9 protein-coding genes, 1 tRNA gene and 1 pseudogene are annotated in these 19,603 nt (G+C 67.0%); 3 read left to right on the top strand and 8 right to left on the bottom strand.

All coding sequences use genetic code 11. The features are described 5' to 3' along the window. Window positions 1-147: 147 nt before the first annotated feature. Window positions 148-1,920, bottom strand: coding sequence for a dihydroxy-acid dehydratase (gene ilvD / locus Q1K09_RS11015; RefSeq protein ID WP_300345475.1), 1,773 nt, complete (start codon window positions 1,918-1,920; stop codon window positions 148-150). 281 nt (window positions 1,921-2,201) lie between these two features. Here ilvD and Q1K09_RS11020 point away from each other — a divergent pair. Beyond that, window positions 2,202-3,293 (top strand): annotated as a pseudogene (locus Q1K09_RS11020) (DUF2243 domain-containing protein). Here the strand turns inward: Q1K09_RS11020 and Q1K09_RS11025 are convergent. Next, window positions 3,202-7,404: an endo-1,4-beta-xylanase gene (locus tag Q1K09_RS11025; protein WP_300345476.1), complete on the bottom strand. Its 4,203-nt coding sequence runs from the start codon at window positions 7,402-7,404 to the stop codon at window positions 3,202-3,204. The pseudogene Q1K09_RS11020 and the gene Q1K09_RS11025 overlap by 92 nt on opposite strands. Before the next feature lie 244 nt (window positions 7,405-7,648). On the opposite strand from Q1K09_RS11025, the gene Q1K09_RS11030 reads away from it, so the two are divergent. After that, on the top strand, window positions 7,649-8,809 hold the full coding sequence (locus Q1K09_RS11030) for a DUF222 domain-containing protein (RefSeq protein WP_300345477.1): 1,161 nt from the start codon (window positions 7,649-7,651) through the stop codon (window positions 8,807-8,809). A 20-nt stretch (window positions 8,810-8,829) separates the two neighbouring features. After that, window positions 8,830-9,186: an HNH endonuclease signature motif containing protein gene (locus Q1K09_RS11035; protein ID WP_300345478.1), complete on the top strand. Its 357-nt coding sequence runs from the start codon at window positions 8,830-8,832 to the stop codon at window positions 9,184-9,186. A 46-nt stretch (window positions 9,187-9,232) separates the two neighbouring features. Here the strand turns inward: Q1K09_RS11035 and Q1K09_RS11040 are convergent, their stop codons facing one another. The 6 genes from Q1K09_RS11040 to gltB all read right to left on the bottom strand — a co-directional run. Then, entirely contained in the window at window positions 9,233-9,826 is a 594-nt protein-coding gene (locus tag Q1K09_RS11040; protein ID WP_300345479.1) for a response regulator, read from the bottom strand. A gap of 25 nt (window positions 9,827-9,851) precedes the next feature. After that, window positions 9,852-11,849 carry a DEAD/DEAH box helicase gene (locus Q1K09_RS11045; RefSeq protein ID WP_300345480.1) on the bottom strand — a complete coding sequence of 666 codons (1,998 nt, stop codon included), beginning with the start codon at window positions 11,847-11,849 and terminating at the stop codon, window positions 9,852-9,854. A gap of 1 nt (window position 11,850) precedes the next feature. After that, window positions 11,851-11,932: transfer RNA gene (locus Q1K09_RS11050), tRNA-Leu, on the bottom strand. Between the two features lie 118 nt (window positions 11,933-12,050). Next, window positions 12,051-13,568 (bottom strand): pyruvate kinase, encoded by a 1,518-nt coding sequence (gene pyk / locus Q1K09_RS11055; RefSeq protein ID WP_300345481.1) that lies wholly within the window; start codon window positions 13,566-13,568, stop codon window positions 12,051-12,053. A gap of 196 nt (window positions 13,569-13,764) precedes the next feature. Further along, on the bottom strand, window positions 13,765-15,228 hold the full coding sequence (locus Q1K09_RS11060) for a glutamate synthase subunit beta (RefSeq protein ID WP_300345482.1): 1,464 nt from the start codon (window positions 15,226-15,228) through the stop codon (window positions 13,765-13,767). Further along, window positions 15,221-19,603 (bottom strand): glutamate synthase large subunit (gltB, locus tag Q1K09_RS11065; protein WP_300345483.1); only part of this gene is annotated, 4,383 nt, incomplete at its 5' end. The genes Q1K09_RS11060 and gltB, both read right to left, overlap by 8 nt.

Genomic DNA, 19,603 nt, shown 5'->3' on the forward strand with positions numbered 1-19,603 from the left:
GGGCCGCTCATGCCCCGGCGGGGGCGATGACGGGTACTACTACCGCTAGCATCTGGCGCATATCCCCATGGTTGCCGCCGGTGTGAGGGAAGTCAATGCTCTGTCAGGGCGTCTCATCATGTGGACCGCACTGCTGCCGGCGGGTGCTCAGCCGCAGTAGGCGCCCTCTGCCGCGGAGCGCACCAGCTTGGCGTACTTGCCCAGCACCCCGGTGGTCACATAGGGCGGCAGCGGGGCCCAGTCCGGATCTGCCCGGCGGCCGGCCAGCTCATCCTCGTCGACCAGCAGGTCGATGGTGCGAGCGGCGATGTCCACCCGGATCCGGTCGCCGTCGGCGATATAGGCGATGGGGCCGCCGTCGACCGCTTCGGGTGCGATATGCCCGATGCACAATCCGGTGGTGCCCCCGGAGAAGCGGCCGTCGGTGATCAGCAGCACGTCTTTGCCCAGGCCTGCGCCCTTGATGGCACCGGTGATGGCCAGCATCTCGCGCATACCGGGGCCGCCCTTGGGGCCCTCGTAGCGGATGACGACGACGTCTCCGGGCTGGATGGCTCCGTCCTCCAGGGCTTTCAGGGCCGCCTGTTCGCGTTCGAATACGCGGGCGGTTCCTTCGAAGACTTCGGCGTCGAAGCCGGCGGACTTCACCACGGCTCCTTCAGGAGCCAGGGAGCCGCGCAGCACGGCGATGCCGCCGTTGTGGTGCATGGGGTTGTCCAGGCTGCGGATGATGGTGCCGTCGATATCGGGGGGATTGATGTCGGCCAGGTTCTCCGCCAGGGTCTTGCCGGTGACGGTCAGGGCATCTCCGTGCAGAAGCCCGGCGTCGAGCAGGGCGCGCATGACCACCGGCACTCCGCCGACGCGGTCCACATCGGCCATCACGTGCTGCCCGAAGGGCTTGAGGTCTCCCAGGTGGGGGACGCGGTCCCCGATGCGGTTGAAGTCCTCCAGGGTCAGGTCCACCTCGGCTTCGCGGGCGATGGCCAGCAGATGCAGCACGGCGTTGGTGGAGCCGCCGAAGGCCATGGTGACGGCGATGGCGTTTTCGAAGGCCTCGCGGGTGAGGATGTCGCGGGTGGTGATGCCTCTGCGCAGCAGCTCGACGACGGCTTCGCCGGATTTGTGCGCGTAGTAGTCGCGCCGCCGGTCGGCCGAGGGTGGGGCGGCTGAGCCCGGCAGGGACAGGCCCAGCGCCTCCCCGATGCACGCCATGGTGTTGGCGGTGTACATGCCGCCGCAGGCTCCCTCCCCGGGGCAGATGGCACGCTCGATGACGTCCAGCTCGGCCTCGGTCATGGTGCCGCGTGCGCAGGCTCCGACGCCTTCGAAGGCGTCGATGAGCGTGACTTCCTTCTCGGTGCCGTCGGCGAAGCGGGCCACGCCGGGCATGATGGTTCCGGCATAGAGGAACACGCTGGCCAGGTCCAGGCGAGCGGCGGCCATGAGCATTCCGGGCAGGGACTTGTCGCAGCCGGCCAGCAGGACCGAGCCGTCCAGCCGCTCGGCCTGCATCACAGTTTCCACGCTGTCTGCGATGACCTCGCGGGAGACCAGGGAGTAGTGCATGCCCTCGTGCCCCATGGAGATGCCGTCGGAGACGGAGATGGTGCCGAACTCCAGGGGGTAGCCGCCGCCGGCGTGGACGCCCTCCTTGGAGGCTTTGGCCAGCCGGTCCAGGGAGAGGTTGCAGGGGGTGATCTCATTCCACGAGCTGGCGATGCCGATCTGTGCCTTGGACCAGTCGTCGTCGCCCATGCCGACGGCTCGCAGCATGCCGCGGGCAGGAGCGCGGGTATAGCCGTCGGTGACCTGCCAGGAGCGCGGCTTCTCCGGCGTGGAGGGGCCGGTCACCGGCTGCGGGCGGGAGGCGGGCTGCGCCGCCTGCTGGGACGCGGAGGTGGAAGTGGTCTCTGCCATAGCCAGATCGTATACCCGCCGCACCGGGCCGCGTCAGGCCCACCTCCCTCGTTCTGCTATGTGAGACGGCGGCAGAGAACTGCGGCTTCTCAGGCTGTGCGCAGCACCTTCACGGGGTCCTGTCATGCGGCAGCCGCAGCCGGCCGCGGCCCCTTGACCGTGGTGCGGGGCGGTTCTAGCGTCGAGAGATGAGCCGAATCGAGCCTGGTCAGCGGGCTGCCGGAGGGCCGCGGAATCGCCGTCTCTCGGTGCTGGCCGCCAGCATGGTGGGGGTGGGCGTGATGGCGGCGGTGGATGAAATCGTCTTCCACCAGATCCCGGCCTGGCATCACTTCTACGATCTGTCCACCCCCCGAGATCGGTCTGCTCGCCGACGGACTGCTCCATGCCGGCCAGCTGGTGCTGCTGGTGGCTGGATTCTTCATGATCGCGGAACTGAGGCACCGCCGCGACCTGGCAGCACGTTCTGCGTGGGCCGGCTTCTTCCTCGGCGCCGGCGGCTTCCAGGTGTTCGACGGGCTGGTCAACCATAAGGTGCTGCGCATCCACCAGATCCGTTATGACGTGGAGAATCTCGGCTGGCAGCTCGCCGCGGCAGCGCTGGCGCTGCTGCTGGGCCTCTACATGATGCTGCTGGTGCGCCGCCAGCTGCAGGTCCCCCGCCGCTGGAGCCGGTGGCGCACGGCGAGCTGGACGGCAGGCTCACTGCTGATCGCTGCCGGGATCTCGCCGATCATCGGCGGAACCGCTGAGGGCCACATGGCCGAGCATCTGCTGGTGGGCATGTACGGTCCGGTGCTGCTGGTGCTGACGGCACCGGTGACTCTGGCGCTGGGTGCTGCTCCGCCTCGCTGGCGACGCCGCTTCGCCGGGCTGCTGCAGCGGCGCATCCGTTCACCGCCGCCGGTCTGCATATTGTGCCGCTGTTCCTGCTGTACCTGACCCCGCTGTACGCGGCGGCGATGAGCAGCGCGGCAGGCCATATGGTCATGACGCTGCACTTCGGCCTGGCCGGGTGCCTCTACGCCTGGGCGATAGCGGGGCCGGACCCCATGCGCCGGCGGCCGTCAGTGCCGCTGCGCGCCGTGGTGCTGGTTCTCAGCGCCGGGCTGCATGCCTGGCTGGCCAAGCTGGTCTACGCCCGGGCAGAGACCCTGCACGCGGCGGTGATGCATACCCCCGAGGATCTGCGCGGCGCGGCGGTGCTGATGTACTACGGCGGCGACGGCGCCGAGCTGATGCTGGCGGTCGCACTGTTCGCCGGGTGGTCCCGGGACCGGGTCAGGCGGCATCGGCGCGACGCCGCGAGACGTGCAGCACCGCTCCGCCGAGTGCAATCAGCCCAAGCGCTCCCAGCAGGACCGCGGCGATAGTCGCACCGGTGGCGGCAAGTCCCGCGCCGTCGTCGTCCTGATCGGATGCACCATCTGGTGCGGCCAGCACAGTCACCTCGGTCCAGCCCAGCAGCTCACCGTCGGAGGTGTAGACGGCGAAGCGGTGCTCGCCCTCGGCGTCGGCCGGCACGGTGACGGTGATGATCCCGTCCTCATCCGCGGTGACCTCGCCGAGGTCGGCCGGCTCGGAGAAGAACCAGGACCGCACGGTCTGGCCAGCGGCTGCTGCCCCGAGGGCGGCCTGCATCGGCTCGCCGGCGCGCACCGGGTCGGTGAGGATCTCGACGTCGCCGCGATTGGCGTCGGTGAGCTCATCGGCGTCCGGGGGCCAGGGGCCGTCCTGGTCAGCCGGGTCCGTGGGCGACGGATCCGTGGGTTCGGGATCGGTGGGCTCCGCGGGGTCCGTCGGATCTGCCGGGTCGGTGGGATCCGGATCCGTGGGGGCTGGGTCTGTCGGTGCGGGATCGATGGGATCCTCCCCCTCTGCCAGCAGTCGGATAACGCCCCACCGCTCAGTGGACTGGTACCCGTTTCCGGTGGGGTCCGCCCAGGTGGTGACGAGCCGGGCGCCGTCGTGCGAGTCATTGACCTGGACGTCGAAGCCGTGGATGCTGCCCGCTCCCCCGTACTCACGCAGGTCGATGGCGGCCTGGACGATGTAGCCGTCCTCGGTGATGGAGGTGGCCGACTCCAGCTGTTCGAGCTGGAACTGCTCGTCGCCGGACCCGACGGAGACCTCGTTCTCCGCGGAGATGCGGAACTGGAAGTCGTACTGCTCGGAGAGCAGATGGTGGCCGTCGCGGGTGGCGGTCCGGTAAGGGCCATTGCGCTCATTGCCCAGGTCCAGGAAGAACTCCACGGAGTCCTGAACCCAGGGATCGGAGGCGGAGACATCCACGTCCGGGTCTGTGACATCGGCCAGCAGGTGCAGAGTGCCGTTCTCCCAGAGGGTGTAGACCTCCGCGGTGGCACCTTCACGGGCACCGGTTTCGATCTCAGTCTCGGTGACCAGTGAGGTGGCCTCCGTCCATGCGTCGCTGAGCTCGGCGTTCAGCTCCGGAGCGGCGTCGGCCTCGGGCGCCTCGTGGTAGCTGAGCGGCTCCACCAGGCTCAGCGTGCCGTTGAGCCAGGAGTCGTCGTCGGCGTGCAGGTCGATCGTGAGGCTCTCGCCCTGGCTGAGTCCCTCGATCTCGGCCAGCGTCACGCCCTGCGGGCTGAGCTCGTAGGTGTCGCCGTCGTGCTCCACAGTGACTGACTCCGCCTCAGACTCCACGTGGAAGACCAGGCCCTCGGGGCTCCAGCGGAGCTGGAACTCGGCGGTGCCGCCTTCGGTGGAGTGCAGCGGCAGCTGAGTCCAGTAGCTCTCCGGGTCAGCCTCGGCGGCGTCGTCGTCATGGGCGAAGACCACAGCCCGGTTCTCCCGCGGGGGGAGCTCCCCGCCGATAATGCCGGTGTAGGCCAGCTTGGGGCTGAAGTCATCGTTGAAGATGAGCGGAAGCTGGGCCGCACGCCAGCTGCGGCCGTCGTTGAGGCCCCAGACGGCCACTGAGTCCAGCTGGTTGGTCTCGGCCCACTCGCGGAAGAGGTCGAAGGCGTCCCGGTAGTGGTAGGCCTGGTCGATCAGCAGGCCCTCGGTGGGGCTGTCGCCGATGGTGATGTCCAGCTCGGTGACCAGCTGCGGGATGCCGGGGAAGGCGGCCTCCACGTCCTGGAATGCCTGCCGCAGGTTGTCGATGGGCATCGAGAGGTTGAGGTGGAACTGGTGGGCGAAGCCATCCACCGGGACGCCGCGGTCGAAGAGCCGCTCGGTCAGCTCGATCATGCGGCCCCGCTTGGCCGAAAGCTCGGTGTTGTAGTCGTTGATGTACAGGGCCACCGGGCGGTCGGCGCTCGGGTCGGCGTAGACGCCGTTGAAGTAGTGCTCCGCGTACTCGAAGGCGGCGTCCACATAGGTCTCATCGCCCCAGGCCTGGTACCAGTTGGAACGCCGCATGCCGTCGGAGTAGGAGGCCCCATCATCGATGACCTCGTTGACCACGTCCCAGGCGACCACGGGATTGGTGTCTGAGCCGAAGGGCCCGTACTCCTCGGCGATGGCCTCGGCCACACTGCGGATGTGGAACTCCATACGTTCATCCATCTCCGCCTGCGAGGAGACGTCGAAGAACCAGTCCGGGGTTTGGGAGTGCCAGACCAGCACGTGGCCGTAGACATCCAGATCATGCTCCACGGCGTAGTCCAGGATGGCTTCGGCCTGGGGGTGCATGCCGAAGGTGTCCAGTCCCTCGCCCGAGTACCAGGCCTCGGGCTTCATGTGGTTCTCCGCGGTGACCCGGTCGAAGTGGTGGTCGACCACCTGAGCGGCGGTGCCGGTGGTCTCGCGCTCGTCGATGGCCACGCCGAGCGGGAAGGTCACCGTGTCCTTCAGCGGGGTCAGCGAGTCGTCGAAGTCTTCGTCGACTCGGGTGACTTCGATGTCGTCGACGTAGAAGGTGGAGGTCACGCCGGGATCGTCGTTGTCGCAGGTGGTCTCGAAGTAGATAGTCAGCTCCTCGGCCTCAGCGGCGGTGAACCGCTGTTCGACCTGCACCCACTCCGAGTTGGAGAGTCCGCTGAACTGGCCGAGGGTCTGGTAGCTGGTGGATCCGCCGGAGGTCACTGCGGCCGCGAGCAAGATGTCATCGGTCTCCTCCCCGTCGGCGAAGCGGACCCAGGCGGAGAGGTCATACTGCTGGCCGGCGGCGAGCGCCTCGGTGGCGTCGGCGCCCATGCCCTGCCCCTGATGGGTGCGGTCGGTGACGACGGCGGAGTACTGACCCTGGTGGGCCTGGGAGTCGGTGACGGCGACGGTGTGCTGGTCCTCGTTGACGTAGCGCGGTCCCCAGGCGCCGAGTTCGCCGTCCTCGAAGTCGTGGCTGAGGGATTCGGGGCTGTCGGCGACCGGGCCGGAGTCGCCGTCGTCGTCCTCTCCCGGCTGGTGCTCGATGGTGACCGAGTCGATGAGGAACTCGGTGTCTGCGCCCTCGGCCTCCACGTAGAAGACCTGGGCCGGTGCGCTGGATTCGGCCTCGTACTCACCGGTGAGCTCCACCCATTCGTCGGCTCCCACGATCTCGCGGCCGGAGACCCACGGATACTCGTTCTCCGCGGAGCCCGGAACGTGCATGGAGGTGCCGATGGTCTCAGTCCCCTCGGCGTCGGCCGGCAGTTTGGCCCACGCTGTGATGCGGAAGGTCCCGGAGTTCTCGAATTCCTCCATGGGCAGCTCGGGGCCGTGCCAGCCGGCGCTGCGCCCGGTGGTCAGCAGGGCCTGCTCGCCTTGGTGGGCGTCATTGCTGAGCTCCACGGAGGCATCTCCGCGGCCGCGCCATGGCTCCACGGTCTCTTCAAAGTCGTAGCTGGCCAGCTCAGTCCACTCGCCGCCGTCGCTGGTGCCGTCGTCGTCGTTGCTGTCCTCGTTGCTTCTGTCCTCGCTGCCGGCGTCGTCGTTCTCCTCCCCGCCGTCGTCGCCGTCGGATTCCTCCTGCGCTGCCGGCTGCAGCGTGAGGGAGGCGGAGCGGATGTAGAAGTCATAGGCGTCGAGACCCTCGACGTCGGGCAGGCCAGTGTAGGCGCGGAACGCGTCGAGGTCTGTCTCCTCGGTGATCTCAAAACTGCTGGTCACCTCGGTCCAGTCCGAGGCATCCACGGCAGCCGCCTCACCCCATTCATAGGTGTGGCCTGCGCCGTCGTCGTGAGCGACCCACCGAGCCTCCACTGCGTCTTCCACCTGGTCCGAGAGCCGGACCTCCGCGGTGTAGATGACCGTATCGCCCGGCTCGGCCTGGTCGGCGAGGACCCCGTGGGGCGACTGGATGCCGTGATAGTCCGCGCCGCGGTCCACCTGAAGCACGGTTTCGCCCTCCAGCTCGGTGAAGCTGATCCGCTCGGCTCCGCCGTTGTCCCACCACTGGCCCAACTCGCCGGTGGAGAACTGTGAGCTGAGGACCTCGACGGGAGCGGAGGGCTCGGTCTCTGCAGTGGCGGCTGCCAGCGGAGTGGCGGCAAGTACCGCTGCTGTGACCAGGGCCAAACGTGCACGTGTACTCATCTGCATCCCTCAAGGTGGTCGAGTGGCTTCCGGCGCGTCCCAGATCTGAGCAAACGCTTACTGTGGGCTTGGCGATCGATCCTAGTGTGATGTGATTCACAGCACAAGGGTTTAGTGCACTTCATACAACAAAGCCGCTGTCACCCCAACCGCTGCGTGACCAGCCGACGTCAAACCACCTAATATTCGAATAAAGTTTCGCAAACTACTTGACGTTCGTCACATTCGAACATAGAATCGAATCATGAACGACGACGGCGGTCGCTGCGAGCTCCCCTCTCCTGTGCTGCCTGGGGAGCTCTCGCACCTGACGCAGGAGCCCGAACTGCAGGAGGCATGGGGGCACTGTGCAGCTATGCGGCGCGCGGAGGCTGCGGCCATAGAGGCGCTGCATGCCTATCGGGTCCGCCGACTCGCTGAAGCCTCGGGCGAACACGCATTCCGCCGCCGGGCGGTGGAGAAAGCTGTCCCCAATGAGGCTGGAGCCGTTCTGGGTCTGACCAGCAGCGAGGTGAGGCGGTACCTGGACTGCGCGGATTTCGTACAGGACAAGCTGCCGCAGACCTGGAGAGCCTTCCGATCCGGAGCGACTGACATCAAACGCGTTCGCCGTATTGCCCAGGCTGCCGAGGGCATCGCCCACCGCCGGGATCTCATGCCGGTCTTCGATGCTGAAGCGGCAGAGAAGGCGTCCGCTATGAACATCCATGAGATCGATCGCTGGGCGAAGCGCCGAGTGCCAGAGCTGGATGCCGAGGCCCACAGGACCCGGTGCGAACGAGCACGGCAGAACCGTTTCGTGGCGTTCACTCACCGCGACGACGGCATGACCAAGATAGACGCGCTGCTTCCGACAGTCTCAGTCGTCGCTGTGGAGCGGCAGCTGCAGCAGGAGGCGCTGCGCGCGGTTCGCCGCGGCGGAGGCTCCCCAAGCAGCCGCACCGACTCCGATACTCCGCACGATGAGCAGAAGCTCACCCTCGTCCAGGCAATGGCAGATGCTTTCGCCGCACGCGTGGCAGGAATTCCTGAGCCTTCAGCTTCCGGCGCCGGTGCCGCAAACTCGGCGTCAGCGCGCGGGAGAGTCACTGAACCCGCTCACCCCGGAGCCTCGGAGAACCAGGGGGCGGACCAGCTGCCGCTGGAATCATCTGAGGCCCCCGAGCCGGCTGACACTGCTGCTCCGCAACCCCCGATCAGCGCCAGAATCGGCATCCTGGTCCCGGCCGAAACTCTCACCGGCGAAGGCGAGACGCCTGCGGTCAGCGAGGACGGCTCGTTCGTGCTGCCGGCACCGAAGCACGGCGGATCGCGAACGACCCTGCCGCCGAGCATGAGTGGTACGCCGCGAGCGCCCAGGACGGTCCCGACGGCGAGCAGACCGTTACTGCCGTGGTCCCCCTGACCTCCGCGCAGGTCCGCCAGATGCTGCAAGGGACCGCCAAGCTTCCGGCCGCGCAGAACCTTCTGAACAGGTCCTCCGCTGCACGGTTTGCCGGAGGAAAACTCAAGGAGGCAGTTGTGCTCAGAGACGGCACCTGCCAGGCCTACGGGTGCACCCGTCCGGCACACAGCGCAGAAATTGACCACCGGATCCCGCATGAGCGCGGCGGTAAGACAGCTGCCGAGAACCTTCAAGCCCTCTGCAAGGAGCATCACGACATCAAGTCCCACGGACTGCTGCTGCAGACCAAGCGCGCCGGGGCCCGGCAGACCAGCCGCGCCGGTCCCCCGCGGACCGATCCCGTCACCTCACCCTTGGCCGGAGCAGATCCTGGCTAGCTCCTGGCTGCGCCCCAGCGCGCGCAAGACGCTGCCGGTGCCCCGATCAGGCCATCTGGTCGATCACAGTCTCGGCGACCTCACGCATGGTCAGGCGACGGTCCATCGAGGTCTTCTGGATCCAGCGGAAGGCCTCGGGCTCACTGAGGCCCATATTCGTAGTGAGCAGGGACTTGGCACGATCCACCAGCTTGCGGGTCTCGAACTTGTCCGCCAGCGTGGTGACTTCCTCCTCCAGCGCGCGGATCTCGTCAAAGCGGGCTGCAGCCACTTCGATGGCGGGAATGAGGTCGTTCTCGCCGAACGGCTTGACCACATAGGCCATGGCGCCGGCCTCACGGGCCGATTCCACCAGGTCACGTTGGGAGAACGCAGTGAGCATCACCACCGGAGCAATACGCTCCTCTGCGATGGTTTTAGCAGCTGTGATGCCGTCCATCACCGGCATCTTCACGTCCATTACCACCAGGTCAGGTTCATGCTCGCGTGCCAACTCCACGGCCTTCTCGCCGTTCTCGGCTTCGCCAACCACCTCGTACCCGGCTCCGGTGAGGATCTCGACAATGTCGAGACGGATGAGTGTCTCGTCTTCGGCCACCAGCACGCGGCGCTTACGGCCGTGCTCTGTCTCCTCTGTCACTGAACTCCTTCCATTGGGTGTGATTCTACTCAAAGAGCGTGCGGAGCTGGTCCGGACTCAGATCTGGGGCGTCTCCGGAGGCCAGCACGGTGCGGAAAAGCTCGCGCTTGGACCGCTGGAGGTCGATCACCTTGGACTCCACGGTGTTCCGTGCGACCAAGCGGTACACCATGACGCGGCGGTGCTGGCCGATGCGATGCGTCCGGTCGATCGCCTGTTCCTCGGCTGCCGGGTTCCACCAGGGGTCCAGCAGCAGCACATAGTCCGCTTCGACCAGATTGAGTCCGAAGCCGCCTGCCTTCAGTGAGATGAAGAAGGCGTCCGTGTCTCCCCTACGGAATTGGTCGATCACCTGCTGCCGGCGGCGGGTGGACCCGTCCAGGTAGGAGGTGCTCACACCCGCCCGCTCGGCCACCTCCCGCGCCTTGGTGAGGAAGCGGGTGTACTGACTCAGCACCAGAGCCCGGTGGCCCTCAGCGGTGATTTCGGGCAGCAGCTCCCCGACGGCCTCCAGTTTGGCCGAAGGGATGCTGCGGTAGCCGACCAGTTCCGCATCGAGTGCCAATTGGCGCAAGTGGTTCAGCGCCGCCAGAATCTCGAAGCGGTGGGCGCCGACGTCTTCGATCAGTCCCAGCACCTTCTGGCGCTGCCGCTGCAGGTCCCGGTCGTAGAGGCTGCGGTGCTCGGGGTGCAGATCCAGCATGAGGATCTGCTCCTGTTTGGCCGGAAGCTCTTCGGCCACCTGGTCCTTGGTGCGGCGCAGCAGAAACGGATTCAGCCGGCGGCGGAGCTTCTCCAGGGCCTGTCGGTCTTTGTGCTTCTCTATGGGGGTGCGGTAGAAGCGGGCGAATGCGTCGCGGCGCCCCAGCAGACCCGGGCAGCACAGGGAGACGATGGCCCACAGCTCGTCGAGGTTGTTCTCCATCGGGGTGCCGGTGATGGCGATGGTGAATGGGGCGTGAAGGTCCCGGGCGGCGCGGTAGCCGCGGGAGGCCGGGTTCTTCAGCATCTGTGCCTCGTCCAGCACCAGTCCTGCCCAATGCAGCTCCTGGTAGCCAGAAGCGTCCAAGCGAAAGAGCGCGTAACTGGTGATCACCAGGTCGGCGCCGGCGACCTGGTCGCGCAGGCTCCGCCCGGACTTGGCAACCGTCTCAGACAGTACGACGACGTCGAGCTCCGGGGTGTGCTTCTGCGCCTCGGCCTGCCAGTTGCCCACCACCGAGGTGGGAGCCACCACCAGAAAGGGATCCTCGGCGGCGGCGCGCTGGATCATGGCCAGGGTCTGCAGCGTTTTGCCCAGCCCCATGTCGTCGGCGAGCACACCGCCGAGTCCGTGGTCGCTCAGTCTGCTGAGCCACTGGAATCCGGCGCGCTGATAGTCCCGCAGCGGCGTCTGCAGACCGGGCGGAGGATCGATCGGGTCGGTGATCTCCGGCATCGTGGCCACCCGGTGCCGCCACTGGTCGGCGGCGGCAGGGTCGAGGTGGCTCAGTTCGTCGAAAAGGTCGGTCTGATAGCGGCTGATCCGCAGGCTCTCAGCAGTGGAGTCGTTGAGCTCCTTGGCTTCTTCGATCACGGCGCGCAGCTTCTGCAGCTGAGGCGTGTCCAAGGAAAAGTACCGGCCGTCAGGCAGCAGATAGACGCTCTCGCCGCGCACCAAGGCCGCAAAGAGGTCCCGGAAGGCGATCTCTTCCCCATCGACGGTGACCCGGATCTGCAGGTCGAACCAGTCACCGGTGGTGGTGGAGGCGCCGATGTGCAGCTGGGGGGCCTCCGAGGTCTGCCGGCGGCCGGGTACGAGGCCGGGAAGCCTCGCACCGGCGGCCTCCAGGGCAGAATCGACGTGGACGCAGCGGGAGTCCGCTTCACAGGTGCAGGTGAAACTCAGCTGGCTGCCGTCTTCCTGGCCGAGCAGCACCACTCGCTCATACCAGCGACCGGGGCGCTCGGAGGCGACGACGGCTTCGATCCGGTGCCGCGCTCCCTGGGAGTCGTGGCTGACGATGAACGCGGCGTCGTTCACGTGCCCGAAGTGGGACTCGAACCCACACACCGTGAGGTACTCGATTTTGAGTCGAGCGCGTCTACCAATTCCGCCATTCGGGCGCAGAGCCCGCAGGCTCTGAACCCGTACAGCCTACCGTGTCGGCGGCAAAGCGGACGAACCGCACACCCGCTCGCCGGTGGCGAGGAATCTGAATCGTGCGCCCAGCAATACTCCCACTCAGAGCGCGCTGGAGGCACTGCGGGCGGGCCAGGGGCCCACCGGTTCCTTGAGCGGAAGGGCGGAGGGGTCGCCGCGCCGCAGGGCGTCCAGGTCTGCTCCGTCGGGCAGGTCGCCGATGCGGTGGACCTTCACCATATTGGTGGTGCCGGCCTGGCCGGGAGGGGATCCGGCAGCGATCACCACCAGGTCGCCGACCTCGGCGATGCCTTCCTCCAGCAGGAGCTTGTCCACCTGTGAGGTCATCTTGTCCGTGTGCGAGGCGAACTCCACCCAGCGCGGCTGGACTCCCCAGGACAGGCAGAGGATGCGGTGAGTGTGCTCGACGTGGGTGAACGCGAAGATCGGCTGCTTCGGGCGCAGCCGGGAGAGCCGCCGGGCGGAGTCGCCGGAGCGGGTGAACGTGGCCAGATATGGCACTTCCAGCTGCTCTGCGATCTCGTTGGCGGCACGGGTGATGGCACCGCCGCGTGTCTTGGGCTTGGTGCCCAATTGAGGTATCCGCTCCAGCCCCTTGACCTCTGTGGCCTGGATGATCTTGGCCATGGTCTGCACGGTCTCCACCGGGTACTTGCCGATCGAGGTCTCCCCGGAGAGCATGACCGCGTCGGCGCCGTCGAGCACCGCGTTGGCGCAGTCGGAGGCCTCCGCCCGGGTCGGGCGGGGGTTATCAATCATAGACTCCAGCACCTGGGTGGCCACGATGACCGGCTTGGCCCAGCGCCGGGCCAGCTCCACGACGCGCTTCTGAACCACCGGCACCTCCTCCAGCGGCAGCTCCACGCCGAGGTCACCGCGGGCGACCATGACCGCGTCGAAGGCGTCGATGACGTCCTGCAGCGCCTCGACTGCCTGAGGCTTCTCCAGCTTGGCGATGACCGGGACCCTGCGGCCCTCCTCGTCCATGATGCGGTGCACAGACTCGATGTCTGCGGCATCGCGGACGAAGCTGAGGGCCACCATGTCGAAGCCGGTGCGCAGCGCCCACCGCAGGTCCGCCTCATCCTTTTCGCTGAGTGCGGGCACTGAGACGGCCACGCCGGGAAGGTTGATGCCCTTATTGTTGGAGACCGGTCCCGGGACCTCCACCTCGGTGATGACGTCGGTGTCGGTGACTTCCACGGCCCGCAGCGCCACTTTGCCGTCGTCGATGAGGAGCGTGTCTCCGGGCTTCACGTCACCGGGCAGCCCCTTGAACGTGGTGGAGCAGCGTTCCTTGGTGCCTTCAATGTCCTCGGTGGTGATGGTGAACCGGTCGCCGGCTGCCAGCTCGTGGGGGCCGTCGGCGAAGCGTCCGAGCCGGATCTTGGGGCCCTGCAGGTCGGCGAAGATGGCCACCGCCTGGCGCAGATCCTTGGAAACCTCGCGGACTGTGTTGTAGGTGGCCTCGTGCACCGGGTAGTCACCGTGGCTCATATTGACGCGGACCACGTCCACGCCCGCCTCGATGAGCTCCCGGGTCTTTTCGTATCCGGCGGTGGCAGGTCCGAATGTGGCGACGATCTTCGCGTGTCTCATGCCTCACCTCTGTGGAATGCGGTGTGTGTGTTCCTGGCACGGCGCTGGACCAGATCTTCTGTCATGACCCTATCTCACAGCAGTGACTTGCAACACCGAAGACGGGTCAAGCAATCCTGCTTCGATCATGCACTCAGTTAAGAGGTCCCCTGTCACGCACCCGGTTGAGGCAATCCTGCCCCTTCACCCACCAGGCTCAAGCACTCAGCGAGATGGCCCGGTCGCTGGGTGCCACCGGCGCAGGCAGCCGGGTGGAGCCTTCGAGGTACTCGTCCACCTTGGCGGCTGCTGCCCGGCCCTCGGCAATGGCCCACACCACCAGGGACGCTCCGCGCCCGGCGTCGCCGACGGTGAAGACCCCCTCCACATTGGTGTGGTAGTCCTCATCACGGCCGACGGTTCCGCCGATGAACTCCACCCCGAGCTGCTCGGTCAGGGTCTCCGGCTCGGCGCCGGTGAAGCCGAGGGCCAGCAGCACCAGGTCGGCCTCAATCTCGCGTTCAGTGCCGGGCTTCGGTGTGCGGCTGCCGTCGGGGTTGTACTGGGTCTCGGCGACCTTCAGGGCACGGACCGAACCATTCTCATCGCCGAGGAACTCCACGGTGGAGGCCAGCCAGCGCCGCTCGCCGCCCTCCTCATCGGCGCTGGAAACTTCGAAGATCCGCGGGTCCATGGGCCAGGGCTCATGCTCTGGCCGCTGCCGCGGAAGCTCTTTGCCGATGGCCAGAGTGGTCACCGAGGAGGCCCCGTGGCGGTGCGCGGTGCCGATGCAGTCTGCACCGGTGTCGCCGCCGCCGAGGATCACGACCTTCTTGTCCTTGGCGTGGATCTGGTCAGGAACATCTTCGCCGGAGACGGCGCGGTTGGACTGGACCAGGTACTCCATGGCGAAGTGGATGCCGGAGAGGCTCCTGCCGTGGACATTGAGATCGCGCGGCACCATGGCGCCGGTGGCCACCACGACGGCGTCGTAGGACTCCCGCAGCGAGTCCCAGGTGATATCGCTGCCGATCTCCGTGGAGGGGTAGAAGCGGGCGCCTTCGGCCTCCATCTGCTCGATTCGCGTGTCGATCAGCGGCTTCTCCATTTTGAAGTCGGGGATGCCGTAGCGCAGCAGGCCGCCGAGCTTGTCGTCACGTTCATAGACCGCCACCGTGTGGCCGGCGCGGGTCAGCTGCTGGGCAGCGACCAGCCCGGCGGGGCCGGAGCCGACGACGGCGACCGTCTTGCCGGTCAGCCGGTGCGGTGGGATGGGCTCGACCCATCCCCGCTCCAGGGACTCATCGGCGATCTCGGCCTCAGACTGCTTAATCGTCACCGCCGGCTGGTTGATGCCCAACACGCAGGAAGTCTCACAGGGGGCCGGGCAGACCCGCCCCGTGAACTCCGGGAAGTTGTTGGTCATATGCAGCCGCTTGGAGGCCTCCTGCCACTGGTCGCGCCAGATGAGGTCATTCCACTCGGGGATGAGGTTGCCCAACGGGCACCCGGTGTGGCAGAACGGGATGCCGCAGTCCATGCAGCGGCCTGCCTGGGTGCGGGTCACCTCCCGGTCTTGGCGCTCGTAGACCTCCTTGAAGTCCATAATGCGCACCGGCACCGGGCGTGAGGGCCGGTCCTGGCGCTCACGGTGCTTCAGAAATCCGCGCGGATCAGCCACGGGTCACCTCCAGAATCTTCTGCCATGCGGCGTCGCCGTCGGGGTCCAGGCCCTCGTCCAGGGCCTGGCTGCGGGCAGTGAGCACGGCGTCGTAGTCGCGCGGCAGGATCTTGGTGATCCGCCCCAATGTCCCGGGCTCGCTGAGGAGCCTTTGGGCCAGTGCAGAGGAGGTCTCCTCCGCGTGGCGGCGCAGCAGGTCGAGGATGATCTGCTGGTCCTCCTCATCAGGATCCAGCAGCAGCAGGTCTCCGTTGGCGGCGGCCTGGGAGTTCAGCTGGGCTTCGTCGAAGTCCAGCACATACGCGGTGCCGCCGGACATGCCGGCGCCGAAGTTGCGGCCGACTGCTCCGAGGATCAGCGCCTGACCTCCGGTCATGTACTCGCATCCATGGTCGCCGATGCCCTCGACCACTGCGGTGGCACCGGAGTTGCGGACCAGGAACCGTTCGCCGACCTGCCCGGAGAGGAACATCTCTCCTGCGGTGGCGCCGTAGCCGATCACATTGCCGGCGATCACGTTCTCCTCGGCCTCCAGCGGGGCTGAGGGGTCCGGCCGCAGGACGATGCGTCCGCCAGAGAGGCCCTTGCCCACATAGTCGTTGGCGTCGCCGGCCAGCCGGATGGTGATCCCATGGGGCAGGAAGGCGCCCAGGGACTGGCCCGCCTCACCGGTGAGGTCCAGTTCGATCGTGTTGTGCTCCAGGGTCTCCAGGCCGAGGGTCTTGGTGACCTCGTGGCCGAGCATGGTGCCCACGGCCCGGTCGGTGTTGACCACCTGCTTGGAGATGCGCACCGGCTTGCGGTGCCGGATGGCGGCGCGGGACTGCTCGATCAGCCCGACGTCGAAGTGCTTCTCCAGCTCGTGGTCCTGCTCGGTGGTCCTGCGCAGCATGGCGGCGGTCTTCTCATCAGTGGGATCCCAGCCGGTGAGCACAGCGTCCAGGTTCAGACCTTCGGCCTTCCAGTGACGCTTGGCCTCGTCGATGTCGAGCGCCTCGATATGCCCGATCGCCTCGTCCAGGCTGCGGAAGCCCAGTTCCGCCAGGTATTCGCGGACCTCCTGGGCGATGAACTCGAAGAAGTTCACCACATGGTCGGCCTTTCCGGTGTAGCGCTCGCGCAGGGTCGGGTTCTGGGTGGCGACCCCTACCGGGCAGGTGTCCAGGTGGCAGACCCGCATCATCACGCAGCCGGAGACCACCAGGGCGCTGGTGGCGAATCCGTACTCCTCGGCGCCCAGCAGCGCCGCGATGATCACGTCGCGGCCGGTCTTCAGCTGTCCGTCCACCTGCACTGTGACGCGTTCGCGCAGCCCGTTGAGCATCAGGGTCTGCTGCGCCTCGGCCAGGCCGAGCTCCCAGGGGGTCCCGGCGTGCTTGAGTGAGTTCAGCGGGGAGGCTCCGGTGCCGCCGTCGTGTCCGGAGATCAGGACGACGTCGGCGCTGGCCTTGGCCACCCCGGCAGCCACAGTGCCCACCCCGTGCAGGGAGACCAGCTTCACGTGCACCCGGGCGCCGGTGTTGGCGCGCTTGAGGTCGTAGATGAGCTGTTTGAGGTCCTCAATGGAGTAGATGTCATGGTGCGGCGGGGGTGAGACCAATGACACCCCGGGGGTGGAGTGCCGGGTCTCTGCCACCCACGGGTAGACCTTCTTGCCCATCAGCTGCCCGCCCTCGCCGGGCTTGGCGCCTTGGGCCATCTTGATCTGCAGATCATCGGCGTGGGTGAGGTACTGGCTGGTGACACCGAAGCGTCCGGAGGCGATCTGCTTGATGGCGCTGCGCCGCTCCGGATCCACCAGACGCTGGGGATGCTCGCCGCCCTCACCGGTGTTGGAGCGCCCGCCGAGCCGGTTCATGGCGATGGCCAGCGTTTCGTGAGCCTCCTGGGAGATGGAGCCGTAGCTCATTGCCCCGGTGTTGAACCGTTTGACGATCTCGCTGACCGGCTCCACCTCGCTGATCGGCACCGACGGGCGGGTGCCTTTGAGCGTGAAGAGTCCGCGCAGCGTCATCAGCGCTCGGGACTGGTCGTCCACCGCCTGGGTGTACTGCTTGAAGATGTCGTAGCGGCGGGTGCGTGAGGAGTGCTGGAGCTTGAAGACGGTCTCCGGGTTGAACAGGTGGGGCGGCCCTTCGCGGCGCCACTGGTACTCCCCGCCGACCTCCAGCTCGTCCCCGCGGCCCAGATCATTGCCGTCTGCCGGGTAGGCCTTGGCGTGGCGTTGCAGGGTCTCGGCGGCGATGACGTCCAGGCCCACCCCGCCCATCAGCGAGTGGGTGCCGGAGAAGTACTGGTCGACGACGTTTTGGGCCAGTCCCACAGCCTCGAATGTTTGGGCTCCGCAGTAGGAGGTCACGGTGGAGATGCCCATCTTGGACATGATCTTCAGCACGCCTTTGCCCAACGCCGTAATCAGGTTGTCCACCGCCTGCTCTTCGGTGACGGTGGTGAGGTCTCCGCGGCGGACCATGTCCTCGGCGGTCTCCATGGCCAGGTAGGGGTTCACCGCGGCGGCGCCGTAGCCGATCAGGCAGGCCACATGGTGGACTTCGCGCACATCGCCGGCTTCAACGATCAGGGAGGCCTTGGTGCGGTTGGCCGACTTCAGCAGGTGGTGGTGGATCGCCGAAAGCAGCAGCAGGGAGGGGATCGGTGCCCACTGCGCGTTCGAGTCGCGGTCGGAGATCACGATGTAGCCGACCCCGCGGTTCACCGCCGCGGAGACCTGCTCACAGAGGGTGCGGATCCGTTCACGGAACTCCTCTTCGGTGGAGCCGACGCGGAAGAGTCCGCGGATGCGCAGTGCGGCCTTGCTTCCGTCCTCGTTGCGGATATTGGCGATCTTGGCCAGCTGGTCGTTGTTGAGGACGGGGAAGTCCAAATGCACCTGGGGGCTGCGCACCTGTTCGGTGCTCAGCAGGTTGCCTCTGGGGCCGATGTGCAGCCCCAGGGAGGTCACCAGCTCTTCGCGGATGGCGTCCAGCGGCGGGTTGGTGACCTGCGCGAAGGTCTGGACGAAGTAGTCGAACAGCAGCCGCGGCCGGTCGGCCAGCGCCGCGATGGGTGTATCGGTGCCCATAGCCCCCAATGGTTCTGCCCCAGTGGAGGCCATGGGTCCGATGAGGATCTTCAGCTCTTCATGCGTGTACCCGAATGTCTGCTGGCGCAGCCGCACGGACCCCGCAGGGTGCCGAACGTGGAGCCGCTCGGGCAGGTCCTCCAGCCGCACCAGGTTTTCGCTGACCCATTCCTGCCACGGCTGTTTGGAGGCGAAGTCGGCCTTGATCTCCTCGTCCTCGATGATGCGGCCGTCCACAGTGTCCAGCAGGAACATCATTCCCGGTGCCACGCGGCCCTTGCGCACCACTGTGGAGGGGTCGACGTCGACCACACCGACTTCCGAGGACATGATGACCAGGCCGTCGTCGGTGACCCAATACCTCGCCGGCCGCAGCCCATTGCGGTCCAGCACGGCCCCGACTTGGCGACCGTCGGTGAAGGCGATGGCTGCCGGACCGTCCCAGGCCTCCATGAGCATGGAGTGATACTCGTAGAACGCCCGCAGGTGGGGGTCCATCGATTCATGGTTCTCCCAGGCTTCGGGGATCATCATCCGCATGGCTTGGGCCAGCGGGCGGCCGGAGAGCATCAGCAGTTCGGCGGCCTCGTCGAAGCTGGTGGAGTCGGAGGCCCCGGGGGTGCAGATGGGGAACAGGTACTCCGGGTCGTCGCCGAGAATCTCCCCGGCCATGGTGGACTGGCGGGCGCGCATCCAGTTGCGGTTGCCTTCTACTGTGTTGATCTCCCCGTTGTGGGCGATCTGGCGCAGCGGCTGGGCCAGCGGCCAGGACGGGAAGGTGTTGGTGGAGAACCGGGAGTGCACGATTCCCAGGGACGTCTTATACCGCGGGTCCGAGAGGTCTGGATAGAAGGGCTCGAGCTGGGCGGTGGTCAGCATGCCCTTATACGTGATGGTGCGGCTGGACAGTGAGGGGAAGTAGATGCCTAATCGCACCTGCGCGCGTTTGCGCAGCCGCCAGGCGCGCTGGTCCAACGTTCCGGCGGCCGATTCCTGGTACTTGAAGGAGTCTTCATCGGCTATGGTCAGGAAGACTTGGCGGAAGTGCGGCATCGCGCCGCGGGCCAGCGAGCCGATCATCGAGTCGTCGACCGGGACTTCGCGCCATCCCAGCACCTGGAGTCCTTGGTCAGCAGCCATCTCTTCGAAGCTGGCGGTCATCTGCTCCCGCTCGGCTTCCTCGCGGGGCAGGAATGCGGTGCCGGCTGCGTAGTCCCCGGCCTCGGGCAGCGGGAAGTCGCAGACGGCGCGGAAGAACTCGTCGGGGATCTGGGTCAGGATGCCGGCGCCGTC

Source organism: Nesterenkonia sp. (assembly GCF_029265375.1).
Classification (GTDB): domain Bacteria; phylum Actinomycetota; class Actinomycetes; order Actinomycetales; family Micrococcaceae; genus Nesterenkonia.